12 protein-coding genes are annotated in these 17,813 nt (G+C 70.8%); 1 reads left to right on the top strand and 11 read right to left on the bottom strand.

Annotation, left to right across the window (positions count from 1 at the left end):
* Window positions 1–106: 106 nt before the first annotated feature.
* The 8 genes from tmk to bldG form a co-directional block, all read right to left on the bottom strand.
* Window positions 107–3,436, bottom strand: a complete 3,330-nt coding sequence (tmk, locus tag JEQ17_RS25785) for a dTMP kinase (RefSeq protein ID WP_200397421.1) — start codon at window positions 3,434–3,436, stop codon at window positions 107–109.
* Between the two features lie 177 nt (window positions 3,437–3,613).
* Window positions 3,614–6,442 carry a type I DNA topoisomerase gene (topA, locus tag JEQ17_RS25780; protein WP_200397420.1) on the bottom strand — a complete coding sequence of 943 codons (2,829 nt, stop codon included), beginning with the start codon at window positions 6,440–6,442 and terminating at the stop codon, window positions 3,614–3,616.
* Window positions 6,443–6,811: 369 nt separating this feature from the next.
* Entirely contained in the window at window positions 6,812–7,009 is a 198-nt protein-coding gene (locus JEQ17_RS25775) for a hypothetical protein (RefSeq protein ID WP_200397419.1), read from the bottom strand.
* Between the two features lie 440 nt (window positions 7,010–7,449).
* The gene (locus JEQ17_RS25770; RefSeq protein ID WP_200397418.1) at window positions 7,450–8,970 is read right to left on the bottom strand and encodes a DUF7059 domain-containing protein; all 1,521 of its coding nucleotides are present in this window, start codon (window positions 8,968–8,970) and stop codon (window positions 7,450–7,452) included.
* A 208-nt stretch (window positions 8,971–9,178) separates the two neighbouring features.
* Entirely contained in the window at window positions 9,179–9,769 is a 591-nt protein-coding gene (locus JEQ17_RS25765) for a small secreted protein (RefSeq protein ID WP_200397417.1), read from the bottom strand.
* Between the two features lie 215 nt (window positions 9,770–9,984).
* Complete coding sequence (locus tag JEQ17_RS25760) at window positions 9,985–12,390, bottom strand: sodium-translocating pyrophosphatase (RefSeq protein ID WP_200397416.1); 2,406 nt, start codon at window positions 12,388–12,390, stop codon at window positions 9,985–9,987.
* A 376-nt stretch (window positions 12,391–12,766) separates the two neighbouring features.
* Window positions 12,767–13,210 carry an ATP-binding protein gene (locus JEQ17_RS25755; RefSeq protein ID WP_200397415.1) on the bottom strand — a complete coding sequence of 148 codons (444 nt, stop codon included), beginning with the start codon at window positions 13,208–13,210 and terminating at the stop codon, window positions 12,767–12,769.
* A gap of 149 nt (window positions 13,211–13,359) precedes the next feature.
* Window positions 13,360–13,701 carry an anti-sigma factor antagonist BldG gene (bldG, locus tag JEQ17_RS25750; RefSeq protein ID WP_003975386.1) on the bottom strand — a complete coding sequence of 114 codons (342 nt, stop codon included), beginning with the start codon at window positions 13,699–13,701 and terminating at the stop codon, window positions 13,360–13,362.
* A gap of 81 nt (window positions 13,702–13,782) precedes the next feature.
* Between bldG and JEQ17_RS25745 the strand changes: the two genes are divergently transcribed.
* The gene (locus JEQ17_RS25745) at window positions 13,783–16,359 is read left to right on the top strand and encodes a DEAD/DEAH box helicase (protein ID WP_234048370.1); all 2,577 of its coding nucleotides are present in this window, start codon (window positions 13,783–13,785) and stop codon (window positions 16,357–16,359) included.
* A gap of 149 nt (window positions 16,360–16,508) precedes the next feature.
* On the opposite strand, the gene JEQ17_RS50895 is transcribed toward JEQ17_RS25745, so the two are convergent.
* The 3 genes from JEQ17_RS50895 to JEQ17_RS25730 are packed head-to-tail and all read right to left on the bottom strand — an operon-like array spanning window position 16,509 to window position 17,762.
* On the bottom strand, window positions 16,509–17,144 hold the full coding sequence (locus JEQ17_RS50895; protein ID WP_200397414.1) for an Rv3654c family TadE-like protein: 636 nt from the start codon (window positions 17,142–17,144) through the stop codon (window positions 16,509–16,511).
* A complete protein-coding gene (locus JEQ17_RS25735; RefSeq protein ID WP_200397413.1) occupies window positions 17,141–17,539 on the bottom strand; it encodes a TadE family type IV pilus minor pilin in 399 nt (132 codons plus the stop codon). The genes JEQ17_RS50895 and JEQ17_RS25735 overlap by 4 nt, the downstream gene beginning before the upstream one ends.
* Window positions 17,526–17,762 (bottom strand): DUF4244 domain-containing protein, encoded by a 237-nt coding sequence (locus tag JEQ17_RS25730; RefSeq protein WP_200397412.1) that lies wholly within the window; start codon window positions 17,760–17,762, stop codon window positions 17,526–17,528. The genes JEQ17_RS25735 and JEQ17_RS25730 overlap by 14 nt, the downstream gene beginning before the upstream one ends.
* Window positions 17,763–17,813 lie beyond the last annotated feature (51 nt).

Genomic DNA, 17,813 nt, shown 5'->3' with positions numbered 1-17,813 from the left:
ACCATCGCGCCCGCCACCGGTGCCCGCCGCACACGTCGCCTAACCGCGCATCGCCGAGCATCACCGCCGACGCCCGCCCCACCCGGCCAGGGGCCCTCAACCGCCGTCAGCGACGGCGGCGCCCCCGCCCCTCGTCCGGCTCGTCCTCGTCACGGGGACCCAGCAGTTCGTCCGCCAGCGTCGGGAGGTCGTCCAGCGGAGTCTCCTCCGCCCAGTCCGAACGGGGCCGTCGCCGAGGCGTGCCGTCCTCGTCGACCTGAGGCAACTCGCGCGTACGGGCGTCGGTGCCGTCGCTCCCGGGCCGCTCGTCACGGAAGTACCCCGGGGGCACCCGATCCGCCGGGCCGCTCCCCTGCTCGCCGCCACCACGGTCCTCCCGTACGGGAGGAAGGACAGCCGTCTCATCCGCGGCGGGACCACGCCCGACCGGCGGCAGCACAGCCGTCTCGTCCACGGCGGAACCGGGCCTCACCGGCGGCAGCACAGCCGTCTCGTCGGCCGCTCCCTGCGGCGCCGGAGGCTGCGGCAGCACGGTCGTCTCGGCGTCGTCGGGCCGGGTATCGTCCGGCCCGGCCCCGCGAGGCGGCACCGGAGGAAGCACCGCCGTCTCGTCGGCCGGCCCTCCGGACGCGTTCGTGGGTGTCACGACGGGCGTCGGCACCGTGCTCTCGTGGTCACGACCCGCCGCCGAACCACCTGAACCAGCCCCTCCGGAACCCCCGGAACCGGAAGCGCCGGAACCACCGGCAGCCCCAGAAGCCCCGGAATCCGCAACACCAGTAGCCGCACTCGAAGCCGAATCCGAAGCCGCCGCAGCGGCAGCAGCCGCGGCAGCCGCGCTGGAAGCCTCCGCCTCCCTCTGCGCCTCCGCCGCCCGCCGAGCCTGCTCGGCCCGGAGCAACGCCTCCTCGGCCTTCCGCTGCTTCTCCAGGCGCCGCTCCTCGGCCTCGGCCCGGAGCCGCGCCTCCTCCTCGGCCTGCTTGCGCCTGCGCGCCTCCTCGGCCGCGAGGGCCTGCTCCTCCGCGAGCTGCCGCGCCTGTTCCTGCTCGGCACGCACGCGTGCCGCCTCGGCGCGCTGCCTGGCCTCCTCGGCCTGCCGCTCGGCCTCGCGCCGCTGGGCCTCCTCCAGCTCGCGCTGCTTGCGCTCCTCTTCCTCCGCGCGCAGCCGGGCGAGCTGCTCCTGGCGCTCGCGCTCCAGCCGCTCCTCCTCGGCCTTGCGGGCGGCCTCTTCCTCGGCGCGCCGACGTGCCTCCTCCTCGGCGGCCTTGCGGGCCTCCTCCTTGGCCTTGATCTCGGCCTCGGAGAGCGGGAGCACCACATCGAGCCGATGCCGGATCACGGTCGTGACGGCTTCGGGCTCCTGCCCGGCGTCGACGACCAGATAGCGCCCCGGGTCGGCGGCGGCGAGCGTCAGGAAACCGGACCGCACGCGCGCGTGGAACTCGGCGGGCTCCGACTCCAGCCGGTCCGGCGCCTCCGTGAACCGCTCACGGGCGGTCTCCGGCGGAACGTCGAGCAGCACGGTCAGATGAGGCACAAGGCCGTCGGTCGCCCACCGGTTGATCCGGGCGATCTCGGTCGGGGACAGGTCACGCCCGGCCCCCTGGTACGCCACGGAGGAGTCGATGTAGCGGTCGGAGACGACCACCGCGCCCCGCTCCAGGGCGGGCCGCACGACGGTGTCCACGTGCTCCGCGCGGTCAGCGGCGTACAGCAGTGCCTCCGCGCGGTGCGAGAGACCGGCCGACGACACATCGAGCAGGATCGACCGCAGCCGCTTCCCGACGGGTGTGGCGCCCGGCTCGCGCGTCACCACGACCTCGTGCCCCTTGGCGCGGATCCACTCCGCGAGCGCCTCGGCCTGGGTCGACTTCCCGGCCCCGTCGCCGCCCTCCAGGGCGATGAAGAAGCCCTTCACGGCAGCCGCCTGCACGGGGTCGTCCCCGCCGCGCAGCGCGTCCAGCAGGTCGTGCCGCAGCGGCACTCCGGAGCGGTCGTCGGCCTTGGCCAGCACCAGCGCGGCCACCGGCAGCAGCAGCGCGCCGACCAGCATCAGCGTGAAGGCCGCGCCGCCGTGCGCGAACACGAACTTGCCGTTCTCCACGCGGTGCGGGCCGATGGCGGCGGCCACCAGGGGGGCCACGAGCGCGCCCAGGGCGACGAAGACCCGTACGACCGCGTGCAGGTGTTCCGTCGTACGCGTGCGCCGGTACTCCTCGGCCTCCTGGTCCAGCAGGGCGTGGCCGGTGTTGGCGGCGACGCCCGCGCCGACGCCGGCCAGGCCGACGATCAGGATGACCGTGGTGACGTCCGGGACGAGGCCCGCGGCGAGCAGCGCGATCCCCGTGAAGGCGATCGCCAGCGCGAGCAGCCGGCGCCGGGACAGGGACGGCAGCAGCTTTGCGGCCGTACGGATGCCGATCACGACACCGCCGGTGAGCGCGAGCACCAGCAGTCCGTACGTCACCGGCCCGCCGCCGAGGTCCTTGGCGTGCAGCACGGAGACGGCGACGGCCGCCGCGATCGCCCCGGCGACGGCCGCGCAGGCGAGCACCAGGAGCGGGATGGCCCCGGTACGGCCCTTGTCGATGCCGGTGCCCGTCTTGGGACGGCGCAGCCCTTCGAGCGGCGACCGCGCGCGGGGGGTGCGCGTATTGGGCAGTTCGAGGAAGGTGAGCACCGAGAGGGAGGCGGCGAACAGGCCCGCCGAGACGTACGAGGCGAGCGCCGCCTGGTGCAGCTCGAACCACGCGATGCCGGCGCCCAGCAGGTTGTTGACGAGCGCGGCGACGAGGAGCGTGGCCGCCGCGAGCGGCACCGCCACGAATCCCGTACGCAGTGAAAGGCGCCGCAGCGCGTCCATGTGGTCCGGCAGCGGGCGTACCGTCGCGCCCTCCAGCGGCGGCGCGGGCAGCAGCGCGGGCGCCGCGCTCTCGCGGCACACCATCCAGAAGCGCTCGGCGACCCCGATCACGAAGGCCGTCACCAGGAGCACGGCCAGCGCGTTCTCCGGCGTCCAGTCGATCCACAGGGGGGCGATGATCAGCAGCGCCGCCCGCACACCGTCCGCGCCGACCATGGTCCAGCGGCGGTCGAGCGGCCCCTCCTGGGAGGTGAGGGACGTGAGCGGGCCTAGCAGGACCGCCCCGAAGAGCAGGGTGGCGAGAATCCGTGCCCCGAAGACCGCCGACACGGCGAGGGCCACTCCGCGGTAGCCGCCTCCGAAGGAGCCGTCGGAGACCGCCGCCTGGAGGGCGAGCAGCACCAGCACGAGCAGCGCGAGGGCGTCGCCGATGCCGCCCACCAGCTGGGCGCTCCACAGGCGCCTCAGTTGCGGCACACGCAGCAGCGCCCGGACGGCGCGCTCCCGTGAATCTGCGACCAGGGCGTCGTCGGGGGCCGGGTTGTGGGCCGTTGGCTGCTCGGCTCGCGTCATCCTGCCAGCCTATCGGGAGGGACTGACTCCCCGAATAGGCCCCCGAACATGTGAACGCCCCCGACACCAAGTGGTGCGGGGGCGTTCGTTTCACGAACCAAAGGTGAAGAACTCGGTCCCACCGTCGGAGACGGGACCCGAGAGCCGCGGTCCCGACGGTCTCAGCCCTCGGCGGCCTCAGTCCTCGGCCGTCGCCCGGGAAGCCGTCGCCTTCTTTGCGGTCGTCTTCTTGGCAGTGGTCTTCTTTGCTGCCGTTTTCGTGGCCGCGGTCTTCTTGGCGGCGGTTTTCTTCGCCGGCGCCTTCTTGGCCGGGGCCTTCTTGGCGGCCGCCTTCTTCGCCGTCTTCTTGGCGGGCGACTTCGCGCGCTTCTCCGCGAGCAGCTCGAAGCCGCGCTCCGGAGTGATCTCCTCGACGCTGTCGCCGGACCGCAGGGTGGCGTTGGTCTCGCCGTCGGTGACGTACGGACCGAAGCGGCCGTCCTTGACGACGACGGGCTGCCCGCTGACCGGGTCCGCGCCGAGCTCCTTCAGCGGCGGCTTGGCGGCGGCGCGCCCGCGCTGCTTGGGCTGTGCGTAGATCGCCAGGGCCTCGTCGAGGGTGATCGTGAAGAGCTGGTCCTCGGCCTGGAGGGAGCGCGAGTCGGTGCCCTTCTTCAGGTACGGCCCGTAGCGCCCGTTCTGTGCGGTGATCTCCACGCCCTCGGCGTCCTTGCCGACGACGCGCGGCAGCGACATCAGCTTGAGGGCGTCGGCCAGCGTCACCGTGTCGAGGGACATCGACTTGAACAGCGAGGCCGTACGCGGCTTCACGGCGTTCTTGCCGGTCTTCGGGGTGCCCTCGGGGAGCACCTCGGTGACGTACGGGCCGTAGCGGCCGTCCCTGGCGATGATCTGGTGGCCCGACTGGGGGTCGGCGCCGAGCTCGAAGTCACCGCTCGGCTTGGCGAGCAGCTCCTCCGCGAGCTCGACGGTCAGCTCGTCGGGCGCCAGGTCCTCGGGCACGTCGGCGCGCTGGTGGTTCTCGGAGTCCTTCTCGCCGCGCTCGACGTAGGGGCCGTAGCGGCCGACGCGCAGCATGATGTCGCTGCCGTCCACGCGGAACGACGAGACCTCGCGGGCGTCGATGGCACCGAGGTCGGTGACGAGCTCCTTGAGACCGCCGAGGTGGTCCCCGTCGCCGTTGCCGGCCTCCGCGGCGCCGGTCGCGTCGCCCTCGCCGAAGTAGAAGCGCCTGAGCCACGGAATGGCCTGGGCCTCGCCCCGCGCGATGCGGTCGAGGTCGTCCTCCATCTTGGCGGTGAAGTCGTAGTCGACGAGCCGCCCGAAGTGCTTCTCCAGGAGGTTGACCACGGCGAAGGACAGGAAGGACGGGACGAGTGCCGTGCCCTTCTTGAACACATAGCCGCGGTCGAGGATCGTGCCGATGATCGACGCGTACGTCGACGGGCGGCCGATCTCGCGCTCTTCGAGCTCCTTGACCAGGCTGGCCTCGGTGTAGCGGGCCGGGGGCTTGGTCGCGTGGCCGTCGACCGAGATCTCCTCGGCGGACAGCGGGTCGCCCTCGTTGACCTGCGGAAGGCGGCGCTCGCGGTCGTCCAGCTCGGCGTTCGGGTCGTCCGCGCCCTCGACGTAGGCCTTGAGGAAGCCGTGGAAGGTGATGGTCTTGCCGGACGCGCTGAACTCGGCGTCACGGCCGTCGGAGGCCGTGCCCGCGATCTTCACGGTGACGGAGTTTCCGACCGCGTCCTTCATCTGGGAGGCGACGGTCCGCTTCCAGATCAGCTCGTACAGCTTGAACTGGTCACCGGTCAGACCCGTCTCGGCCGGCGTGCGGAAACGATCACCCGAGGGGCGGATCGCCTCGTGCGCCTCCTGCGCGTTCTTGACCTTCCCGGCGTACGTACGCGGCTTGTCCGGCAGATAGCTCGCGCCGTAGAGCTGCGTGACCTGGGCCCGGGCCGCGGTGATCGCGGTGTCCGAGAGGGTCGTGGAGTCCGTACGCATGTAGGTGATGAAGCCGTTCTCGTACAGCTTCTGCGCCACCTGCATCGTGGCCTTCGCGCCGAAGCCGAGCTTGCGGCTGGCCTCCTGCTGGAGCGTCGTCGTACGGAACGGCGCGTACGGCGAACGGCGGTACGGCTTCGACTCGACGGACCGTACGGAGAAGTTCGTGTTCTCCAGGGCGGCGGCCAGCGCGCGGGCGTTGGCCTCGTCGAGGTGGAGCGTGTTCGCGCCCTTGATCTGGCCGAGCGAGTCGAAGTCGCGGCCCTGGGCGACGCGCTTGCCGTCGACCGCGGTCAGACGGGCGACCAGGGAGGCCGGGTCGCTCGCGTCACCGGCGCGGCCGGTGCCGAACGTGCCGGTCAGGTCCCAGTACTCGGCGGAGCGGAAGGCGATGCGCTCGCGCTCCCGCTCGACGACCAGGCGGGTCGCCACGGACTGGACACGGCCCGCCGACAGACGCGGCATGACCTTCTTCCAGAGGACCGGCGAGACCTCGTAGCCGTAGAGACGGTCGAGGATGCGGCGGGTCTCCTGGGCGTCGACCAGCTTCTGGTTGAGCTCGCGCGGGTTGGCGACGGCGGCCTGGATCGCGGCCTTGGTGATCTCGTGGAAGACCATCCGCTTGACCGGGACCTTGGGCTTCAGCACCTCCTGGAGGTGCCAGGCGATGGCCTCGCCCTCGCGGTCCTCATCGGTGGCGAGGAAGAGTTCGTCGGAGTCCTTGAGCAGGTCCTTGAGCTTCTTGACCTGGGCCCTCTTGTCAGCGTTGACCACGTAGATCGGCTGGAAGTCGTTGTCGACGTCCACACCGAGGCGGCGCACCTCGCCGGTGTACTGCTCGGGCACCTCCGCGGCGCCGTTGGGGAGGTCGCGGATGTGCCCGACGCTCGCTTCGACGACGTAGCCGGGGCCGAGATAGCCCTTGATCGTCTTCGCCTTGGCGGGCGACTCGACGATGACGAGTCGGCGGCCGCCGTGTGCGGTCTCGCTGGTCGGGGACAACTTCGCTCTTCTCTCCGGTCGACGCAGGGGGTCTCGCCCCAGGCCTGGAACCCGGGGGTCGGGTCATGCTGACGCTGCGGAGTGTGACGGTACATCCCGCCCCCGTGTCAAACGGGAAAAGCCCGCAACGGCCACTCGAACGGTAACCCGACTCCCGCCATTCCTGCCGCCCGGAGTGCCGACCTGCCGTTTCCGGCCTATCCGGAGGGTGACCTCTCAGTTACTGGAGGTCCGCGTTCCGCGGGGCTCCGGGCCTTGTCCACGACGGCCGCCGGCCGTCGATTCCCGGACACCGAAGGTGACCGTTCCCGGCCAGGACGGCCGACTCGGCCGCGGGGACGCCGGGGGTGTCGCCGGAGGGAGCGACGCTCAGGTACGAGTGAAACACCACACGGCGAGGAGCAGCGCGGACGTCCCGGCGAAGGCCGCGACCGCCGCGGAGGCCATGGGATGCACCCCGTGGGCGACAGGGGCGCGCTGCCGCAGCCGGACGGCCGTCCAGAGCAGGAGCCCGCCTCCGAACAGGGCGAACACCGATCCCGTGAAGATCGCCGGTCCGCTCTCCATGGTTCGTCTCCTCCGGCCTGTGGTACCCAGCACCGGGACGCTGACACCTCCGGGCAGCCGGAACACCAACCCCGGGTGAACGCGGGGCGGACAGCTCCGAGCGCCCGGATGCGGAATCCGTCACACCGCCCCGGACGTCGATGACGGTGTGCCGGTGAGCCCGGGCCCGGAGGGCTCGGGCCTCGGCGCGAAGCCATGGCCTGTGACCGGCAGGAGCGCGTACGGATCACGGAAGCGCCGGTGCCAGAAGGATGTTGGCCGGTTTCACGTCCCGGTGCGGGATCCCGATCGGGTGTCCCACGGCTTCATGGGGATCGAACACGCCGAGCCCTGCCCGGACCCCTCGTACATCAGCACGCCGCGCACGGTGGCCGCATGCGGGCCAACTCCTCGTCGTACGAGAGGCGGACCGGGAAACTCCCCCGCCGGCCCGGGAAGGCTCACCGTGCGGGCTCGATGAACCCCTGCTCGACCAGCAGCCGGATCTGGGACGGGGTTCGGTCCCGCAGCAGGACCGGGTCCTCTCCGACGAGTTGGGCGATGGCGTCCAGGATCCGGCCCGCGCTCAGCGTGCCGTCGCAGACGCCCGCGAAGCCCGCACCGACCGTGTCCACCTTGGTGGCCCGCCGCATCCCGCGGTGTTGGCGCAGCACGACGTGCTCGGGGTCCTCGGCGCCGGGCAGTCCGACCTGCTCCTGCACGACCTCGCCCGCGAGGATGAAGTGCCCGGCGAGCAGGGCCGCGTCGTCGTGCGCCCGCAGATAGTCCACGCGGTCGAAGTGCGCGCGGACGGTGTCGCCGAGCGGCTGTTCGACGGAGTGCGGCCACTCCTCCACGACGACCGAGGGCTCGGCGGCCGCCGACTTGCGCAGGCTGATCCAGCCGAAGCCGACGGACTTCACCTTCCGCGCCTCGAACTCGTCCAGCCACGCGTCGTACCGCGCCTGGTACTCCATCGGGTCGGAGCGGTGGTCGCCCGCGTCCCGCAGCCACAGTTCGGCGTACTGCGTGACGTCCTGGACCTCGCGCTGCACGATCCACGCGTCACAGCCGCGCGGCACCCAGGACCGCAGCCGGTCCTGCCAGTCCTCGCCCTCCACGTGCTGCCAGTTGGCGAGGAACTGCGCGTACCCCCCGTCGTTCAGCCGGTCGCCCGCCTCCTGAACGAGCGTGCGGCACAGATCGTCCCCGCCCATCCCGCCGTCGCGGTAGGTGAGCCGGGCGCCGGGAGAGATCACGAAGGGCGGATTGGAGACGATCAGGTCGTACGTCTCGTCGTCGGCGATCGGTCCGAAGAGGGAGCCCTCGCGCAGGTCCGCCGCCGGGGCACCGGACAGGGCGAGCGTGAGCGCGGTGATGTGCAGCGCGCGGGGGTTGAGGTCGGTCGCGGTCACGCGCGTGGCGTGCTGCGCGGCGTGCAGGGCCTGGATCCCGGAGCCGGTGCCGAGATCGAGGGCCGAGCCCACCGGTTTGCGCACCGTGATGCCCGCGAGCGTCGTGGACGCACCGCCCACCCCGAGTACGACTCCTTCGTCATGGCTGCCGATGCCGCCGGCCCCGCCGACCGCGCAGCCGAGGTCGGAGACGATGAACCAGTCCTCGCCGCCCGGGCCGCCGTACGGCCGTACGTCGACCGTCGCCGCGAGCTCGTCCCCGCCGGTTTGGGCCAGCCAGCCGCTCTCCAGGCAGTCCTCCACCGGCAGGACGTCCGCCACGCGCGCGCGGGGCACCGGCTGCTGCAGCAGGAAGAGGCGGACGAGCGCCTCCAGCGGTGAGTCGCCCCGGGTGGCCCGGAGCGCGGGCACGGTCTCGCTGCGGGCCAGCGCCGCGTACGCGGGGGCGCCGAGCAGGTCGAGCAGCCCGTCGGCGCTGAAGGAGGCGCCCAGGAGGGCCTCCCGCAGGCGGGCGGTGACGTCGGTGCGGTCGGACGAGGGCAACGGTGCCAGGCTGCTGTTACTCACGTCTCCATTGTGTCCGCTCCCGCCGCCGTGGCGCGCGCCCTGTGGACGGACGGATCGGCCGGACAACCGGAGCCGGCGTCCGCGGGCGGTGTCCGTGCGGACAGGCCGAGGGCCCGGCACGCACGCGTACCGGGCCCTCTTTCGGTTGACGAACGATCAATGCCCCAGGGGGGCAGGTCCCGTCTCTCAGGCCTTGCTCAGGCCCTTCTCAGGCCTTGCTGGCCGACGGCGACGTCGAGGCGGACTTGCAGCTCTCCTGCTTGGCCATCGCCTTGCCCACGTCACCCTCCTCCAGCTTCTTGAGGGCGTCGTTGCCGCTCTGGCTGAGCTTGTCGAGCTGGGTGGCGATCCCCTTGAGACCGTCGGCGAACTTCGCTTGGTCCTTGGTGTCGAGGCCGTCGACCTGCTTCTTGAGGTCGGCGTACGAGGAGGAGATCGTGTTGAGCTCCGTGACGGCGTCCTTCTGCTTCTTCTCGCCGTCGTCGACGTCGGGGGCCCCGGCCTTGTCCACGGCTGCGCCGATCGCCTTGTAGGCGTCGGACATGTCCTGGAAGGCCTTGGAGTCGGTCTTCTGGACGTCCGCCGGGGTGCTGTTGTCCGAGGTCTGCTTCTGGATCGCGGTATTGGCGGCCTCGATCTTCACCGCCTGCGGCTGCACCGCGTCACACACCTGCTTGGCCCAGGAGTTCAGCTTGTCGCTGCTGTCGTCACTGCTGCATCCCGACAGCGCCAGTACCAGTACCGCACCGCCGGACAGTGCGGCCGCGAGCTTCTTGTTCACCGGATTGGTCCCTTCCATGGCTCTCGGCCCCGGAACATACACGCCAAGTGGGCGACACCTGCGTGACGAAGGTCCACTTCATCCGTTATTGAAGCCATTTGCACCAAGCGAGATAAGGCTCACGAACAGGGCGTGGACACACACGGGCGGGCGGACGGCACGTCAATACGCGCCGTCCGCCCGTCCGTTGAGCGGAACCCGACCGGGCGATGCCCCGGCCGGCTACCCGATGGCTACGAAACCACCGCCGGATCCACCGACTTGGCCACCCGCTCGGAGTTGCCCTCGTCACCCACGGCGATGCCTCGCCGCTTGGACACGTACACCGCGCCCACGATGACGGCGAGCGAGAGCACCGCGATGAGAACCCGCATGCCCACGCTCTTGTCCTCGCCGTAGCTGAATTTGACGACCGCGGGCGCGATGAGCAGCGCCACCAGGTTCATCACCTTCAGGAGAGGGTTGATCGCCGGCCCCGCGGTGTCCTTGAAGGGGTCGCCGATCGTGTCGCCGATCACCGTCGCGGCATGGGCCTCGCTGCCCTTGCCGCCGTGGTGGCCGTCCTCGACGAGTTTCTTCGCGTTGTCCCACGCGCCACCGGAGTTGGCGAGGAACACCGCCATCAGCGTGCCGGTGCCGATGGCTCCCGCGAGGAACGAGCCGAGCGCGCCGACCCCGAGCGTGAAGCCGATCGCGATCGGCGTCAGTACGGCGAGCAGACCCGGTGTGGCCAGCTCGCGCAGCGCGTCCTTGGTGCAGATGTCGACGACGCGCCCGTACTCGGGCTTCTCGGTGTAGTCCATGATCCCGGGGTGCTCGCGGAACTGCCGCCGCACCTCGTAGACCACGGCCCCGGCGGACCGCGAGACCGCGTTGATCGCCAGCCCCGAGAAGAGGAAGACGACCGCGGCGCCCGCGATGAGCCCGACCAGGTTGTTGGGCTGTGAGATGTCCATCATCAGGTTCATGGGCGCGCCGGGCCCCGAGACCTTCTCGCCCACTTCGTTCGCGGCCGTGAGGATCGCGTCGCGGTACGAGCCGAAGAGCGCCGCCGCCGCCAGTACCGCGGTGGCGATGGCGATGCCCTTGGTGATGGCCTTGGTCGTGTTGCCGACGGCGTCCAGGTCGGTGAGCACCTGCGCGCCCGCGCCCTCGACGTCGCCGGACATCTCGGCGATGCCCTGCGCGTTGTCGGAGACCGGACCGAAGGTGTCCATGGCGACGATGACGCCGACCGTGGTGAGCAGACCGGTACCGGCCAGGGCCACCGCGAAGAGCGCCAGCATGATGGACGTACCGCCGAGCAGGAAGGCCCCGTACACGCCGAGGCCGATCAACAGGGCGGTGTAGACGGCCGATTCGAGACCGAGCGAGATACCGGCGAGGACGACGGTGGCCGGGCCGGTCAGCGAGGTCTTGCCGATGTCCCGGACAGGACGCCGGGTGGTCTCGGTGAAGTAGCCGGTCAGCTGCTGGATCAGCGCGGCCAGGACGATGCCGATGGCCACCGCGACGAGCGCGAGGAACCGCGGGTCGCCGGCATGACCGAGGATGGCCTCGTCCGTGACGCCGTCCAAATCGGCGTACGAGGACGGCAGATAGGCGAAGACCGCCGCCGCGACGAGCGCAAGCGAGATCACCGCGGAGATGAAGAACCCGCGGTTGATGGCGCTCATCCCGCTGCGGTCCGCACGGCGCGGAGCCACGGCGAAGATGCCGATCATGGCGGTGAGTACGCCGATCGCGGGCACGATCAGCGGGAAGGCGAGCCCGAAGTCACCGAACGCCGCCTTGCCGAGGATCAGCGCGGCGACGAGCGTGACGGCGTACGACTCGAAGAGGTCGGCGGCCATGCCGGCGCAGTCGCCGACGTTGTCGCCCACGTTGTCCGCGATGGTCGCGGCATTGCGCGGGTCGTCCTCCGGAATGCCCTGCTCGACCTTGCCGACCAGGTCGGCGCCGACGTCGGCGGCCTTGGTGAAGATGCCACCGCCGACACGCATGAACATGGCGATCAGCGCGGCGCCGAGACCGAAGCCCTCCAGGACCTTGGGCGCGTCGGCCGCGTAGACGAGAACCACACAGGACGCACCAAGGAGTCCGAGCCCCACGGTGAACATGCCGACGACGCCGCCCGTGCGGAAAGCGATCTTCATGGCTTTGTGCGAGACGGCGGTGAGATCCTTTTCGGGCTCACCCTCCGCCGGAGTCGCTTCCCGGGCCGCGGCGGCCACGCGGACATTACTGCGCACGGCGAGCCACATGCCGATATAGCCGGTGGTCGCCGAGAACGCCGCGCCGATCAAGAAGAAGACCGATCGTCCGGCGCGCTGATTCCAGTCGTCCGCGGGCAGCAGCATGAGCAGGAAGAACACCACGACGGCGAAAACGCCGAGCGTGCGCATCTGCCGGCCCAGGTAGGCATTCGCGCCCTCCTGGATCGCCACCGCGATCTTCTTCATGCTCTCGGTGCCCTCGCCCGCCGCGAGTACCTGGCGTACCAGGACCCCGGCGACGACAAGCGCCGCAAGGGCGACGGCCGCGATGACCATCACGATGAGACGATTGTCGTCGGTCAGTACTGCGGCTGCGAAGGTTGTGGGTTGGTCAAACTGATGAGGGGTAGAAAGCCCCGCCATTCGTCCTCCTTGACGCTTGGACCGAGCTCAAGATGTGGACGGATTGTAGGTACCGGAACCTGATCAAAACAGTGCGCGGTAAGTGGAATCAGCCTTCACGTGCTCTTCAGCAAATGATCCGCGGACCATCACCGAACCCGAAAGTGGTAATGCCTCAAAAGCATTGACCGTGATCCATTGGCGCCCGGCGTGGCGTAAAGACGATCGTATTGTTGATCGTAATCCGGATAGTGAATTCATTCACGAAAAGGCGGAGCTTGATCCGGAGATGACCGCGCATCAGGTCCGGGCAGGGCGTCGAGCCGGTCCTGACATGCGAAAGGGCCCTGCTGAGCAGGGCCCTTTCGCACATGTTGAGGCAGTACCAGGGGGTGGATCAGGTAACGAGCGCAGCCGGCGGCGTGGTGGGCCAGCTCATCCTGATCAGGCCGCCGTTCTCACCGGCGGTGACTTCGACGTCGTCCACGAGGCCGCTGATGACCGCGAGGCCCATCTCGTCCTCCTCGGTCTCGACGTCCGCGTCACTGGCTCCACCATGGGCGCCCGACGTCTTGTCGCCGGGAACCGTGTGCGGGGCCTCGTCGCCGACCTCGATGGAGAACTGCTTCTCCTCCTCGATCAGCGACACCCGCACCGGCGCCGAGATTCCGCCACTCTGGTGCAGGCCGACGGCCCGGGTGCAGGCCTCGCCGACGGCGAGCCTGACCTCATCGAGAACGGCCTCGTCCACTCCGGCCCTGCGCGCCACCGCTGCCGCCACCAGTCGGGCGGTCCTGACGTGCTCGGGCAGCGCGCTGAAGCGGAGTTCAACGGTGGCCATGCATCCCCCTCGGAACTACGGGCGTGCGGTCGGGGGCCGGGTCGCCGAGACCCGGCCCCCCTCCATTGACTTCTGCCTCCCGGGCCTGGCCCGGGATCCGGCTGTCGGCCGCTGACCGGCCAGTCAGGGACGGGCCGGTCCACGGCCGGTCAGTCGGTGGCCGCCACCGCTTCCTCGACCGAGGTGTGGATCGGGAACACCTTGGTGAGGCCGGTGATGCGGAAGATCTTCAGAATGCGCTCCTGATTGCAGACGAGCCGGAGCGAACCCTCATGGGCACGCACCCGCTTCAGGCCGCCGACCAGAACGCCGAGCCCGGTGGAGTCGAGGAAGTCCACGCCCTCCATGTCTACGACGAGGTGAAAACTGCCGTCGTTCACCAGCTCGACCAACTGCTCGCGCAGCTTGGGCGCGGTATATACATCGATTTCGCCACCGACCTCGACGACCGTACGATCGCCGACGGTACGGGTCGACAGGGACAGGTCCACGGATCCTCCAGCACCTTGCTAATCGAGCGGTCATCCCAAGGGACACCTCGGCAGAGCCCCCGGGACGGTTCGCCAGCCGCGATGGCATTCAATCACTTACCGGCAGGCGTGCACGACGCCTTGGGTCCATTGTCCGTCACGCCAGTGACACACTCGATGCCGATGGCCAAGAATCACCGATCCGATCGAACCTCGACGGACACCGCATCCCGCCCCTCGCCGGGCGAGATCCTGGACCGGCTCGCCTCGGGGCCGAGCCGGGCTTCGCGCATCACTCATACGGAGCACTTGCCCCCACGTGAGGGTCGTCATGCCGTGTGGCCCGACCGGATCCGCGCGGAGGTCATCGCCGCCGTGCAGTCCGCGGGAATCGAACACCCCTGGGCCCACCAGGCACTCGCCGCCGAGCACGCCCTCGACGGCGACTCGGTGGTCGTCTCCACGGGCACGGCCTCCGGAAAGTCCCTGGCGTATCTCGTCCCGGTCCTCTCGACGCTCCTCGACGGCTCCGAGGCGCCGAACGGCCGTGGCGCGACCGCTCTGTACCTCGCCCCGACGAAGGCACTGGCAGCGGACCAGCGTCGATCGGTGAAGGAACTTTCACAACCTCTGGGCAATGCCGTACGTTCCGCGGTCTACGACGGGGACACGCCCGTCGAAGAGCGCGAATGGGTACGCCAGTACGCCAACTACGTCCTCACCAACCCCGACATGCTGCACCGCGGGATACTTCCCTCACACCCCCGCTGGTCCTCCTTCCTGCGCGCCCTGCGCTATGTCGTCATCGACGAATGTCACACCTACCGGGGCGTCTTCGGGTCCCATGTCGCCCAAGTGCTGCGCCGGCTGCGCCGCCTGTGCGCCCGCTACGGCTCCTCTCCCGTCTTCCTCATGGCCTCGGCCACCGCCGCCGAGCCCTCGATCGCGGCCTCCCGTCTCACCGGCCTGCCGGTACTGGAGGTCGCTGACGACGCCTCACCCCGCGGTGAACTGGTGTTCGCCCTCTGGGAACCGCCCCTCACCGAACTCCACGGCGAGAAGGGCGCTCCCGTCCGCCGAACCGCCACCGCCGAGACCGCCGACCTCCTCACCGACCTGACCGTGCAGGGTGTCCGCTCGGTCGCCTTCGTACGGTCCCGCCGCGGCGCCGAGCTGATCTCGGTGATCGCCCAGGAACGCCTCGCCGCAGTGACATCAGCGGCTGGCGCCGCGGGCGACCGCTCCCTGGCCCGCCGCGTGGCCGCCTACCGCGGCGGCTACCTCCCCGAGGAACGCCGCGCCCTGGAACAGGCCCTCCACTCCGGCGAACTGCTCGGCCTCGCCGCCACCACCGCCCTCGAACTCGGTATCGACGTCTCCGGACTGGACGCCGTCGTCATCGCCGGCTACCCGGGCACCCGGGCCTCCCTGTGGCAGCAGGCGGGCCGCGCCGGCCGCTCCGGGCAGGGGGCGCTGGCGATCCTGGTCGCCCGCGACGACCCGCTGGACACGTTCCTCGTCCACCACCCCGAGGCCCTCTTCGACCAGCCGGTGGAATCCACCGTCCTCGACCCCGACAACCCGTACGTCCTCGCACCCCACTTGTGCGCGGCAGCCGCCGAACTGCCGCTGACCGACGAGGACCTGCCTCTCTTCGGTCCCGCCACCGCCGGGCTGCTGCCGCAGTTGGAGGCCGCGAAGCTGCTGCGCCGCCGTACGAAGGCATGGCACTGGACACGCCGGGAGCGGGCCGCCGATCTGGCCGACATCCGCGGCGGGGGCGGCAGTCCGGTACAGATCGTGGAGACCGGTTCCGGGCGCCTGCTGGGCACGGTCGACGCGGCGGCCGCACACGCCACCGTCCACGAAGGCGCCGTCCACCTCCACCAGGGCCGTACGTACCTGGTGAAGGAGCTGCACCTGGACGACTCGGTCGCCCTGGTCGAGGAGGCCAACCCCCCATATTCGACGGTCGCCCGCGACACCACCGCCATCTCCGTCCTGGAGACGGACGTCGAAGTCCCCTGGGGCGACGGCCGGTTGTGCTACGGCTCCGTCGAAGTCACCAACCAGGTCGTCTCCTTCCTGCGTCGTCGTGTCATCACCGGTGAAGTGCTGGGCGAGTCGAAGCTCGACCTCCCTCCTCGTACGCTGCGCACCCGTGCCGTGTGGTGGACGGTCACCGAGGACCAGCTCGACGCCGCCCGCGTGAACCCCGAGATCCTCGGCGGCGCACTGCACGCCGCCGAACACGCTTCGATCGGCATGCTGCCGCTCTTCGCGACTTGCGACCGCTGGGACATCGGCGGCGTCTCCGTCCCGCTGCACCCGGACACCCTGATGCCCACCGTCTTCGTGTACGACGGCCACCCCGGCGGCGCGGGCTTCGCGGAACGCGCCTTCCACACGGCCCGCGAGTGGCTCACCGCCACCCACCAGGCCATCGCCTCCTGCGAGTGCGACGCCGGCTGCCCGTCCTGCATCCAGTCCCCCAAGTGCGGCAACGGCAACGAGCCGCTGCACAAACGGGGGGCCGTGCGCTTGCTGACGGTGCTGCTGAAGGGCGCACCGGAGAAGCCGACCGAGGCCGAGAAGCCCGAGGAGCCCGGGAAGGGCGGCGAGAGCGGCGAGAGCAGGGCGAGCGGAGGCGTCGCCCGCCGGACTATGGCGGAGGACTGAGGGCTGAGGCTGAGGGCTGGGAGCTCGGGCTGGGAGCTGGGGCTGAGGGCTCGGGGCTGAGGCTGGGAGCTGGGGCTGAGGGCTCGGGGCTGAGGCTGGGGGCTGGGGCTGAGGGCTCGGGGCTGAGGGCTGGGGCTGGGGCTGGGGGCTCAGGGTTGCGGCCCCACCTCCTCGCCAGCTCGGCCAGCCACTCCGGCCGACGCGGCAGGTGCGCCGGGGCCGGCCGATCCCACCGACGACCCCGTCGATTCCGCTGATCCCTCCGACCCCGCCGACCTGGCCGACCCCGCCGATGCCACCGATCCGGAAGGACCGGCCGGAACCACAGGCCCCACCGGCCCCGCCGGGCCCGCCCTGGCCCGCACTTCCGCCGTCAACGGTCCCCGTCCCGCCGCGACCGTGACGTCCGAGATCTCGCCCTGGACGGCGCACCGCACGACCCGGGTGCCCTGGGCGCGTGCAACCCGGTCCGCCTGTGCGCAGGCTGCCGTCCCGCCGTCCATCCAGCGGTCCGCCGCCGCGAGCGCCGCCAAGTCGGCCGCCCCGCCAGCGCGGTGACGGATCACCACCGCCTGCCCCATCGCCAGGACGGCACCGAACACGACGCACAGCACGGCGATCGCACCCACGGTCCAGACGGTCGCCGACCCACGATCCGACGCGAAGACCTTCGCGGGCGCCCTGCCGAAGGCCCTCGTACGCGCCCGCCCACGCGGTCTCGTACCCACTCGCGCACTCGCTCTCGTAGCGGCCCTCGTAGGCAACCGGAGTCCTGCCCTCCTCATCCGCCCACCCCCACCGTCTCCTCGGCCAGGGCCGCGGCCTCGTGTGTCAGGTCGAGGGTCAGCGCGTCGGGACCCGGTGCCTTCGCCTCGACCCGTACGTGCACCAGGTCGCCCTCTCGCCGGACGGTGACCCGCGCGCCGCTCGGCGCCGTGTCACGGGCCGCCGCCAGCACCGTGCCAGGCGGGTCCTGCCGAGCCGCCGCGCGAGCCCCCGCCCGGGCCGCGTCCACGCACTGGATCAACGCGGCAGCCGCCATCAACGCCCAGACCAACGCCATCGTGAACGCGACCAGCACCGGCAGCACCACGGCCGCCTCCGCCGTCACGAAACCCCGGTCCCGGGACATCGCCAGAGACACGTCCGCACCGGACGCCCCAGCCTCAGAACTGCCCATTGAGCGCCCGCCCCACGATGTCCTGCAGAGCACCCCGCACCTGCCCGCTGGTCAGCACCTCGTAGAGCACCACGGCGAACCCCACCGCCGTGATCAACCCCATCGCGTACTCGGAGGTGACCATCCCGGCATCCCTCCGCGCCTTCCAGCCCCGGCCCGCCAGGACCCACGCCCGCACCGACTCCAGCATTCGTACTCGTACTCGCCACATTGCCTTGCTCATCCGAACCCCCGTACAGCTCTGTTCCGTTGGCTTTTGAAGTTGGACCTCGGG

This window comes from Streptomyces liliifuscus (assembly GCF_016598615.1).
In the GTDB taxonomy this organism is placed as follows: domain Bacteria; phylum Actinomycetota; class Actinomycetes; order Streptomycetales; family Streptomycetaceae; genus Streptomyces; species Streptomyces liliifuscus.
Note: the sequence above shows the minus strand (reverse complement) of the source record. Positions and strands in the feature narration are given on the sequence as shown.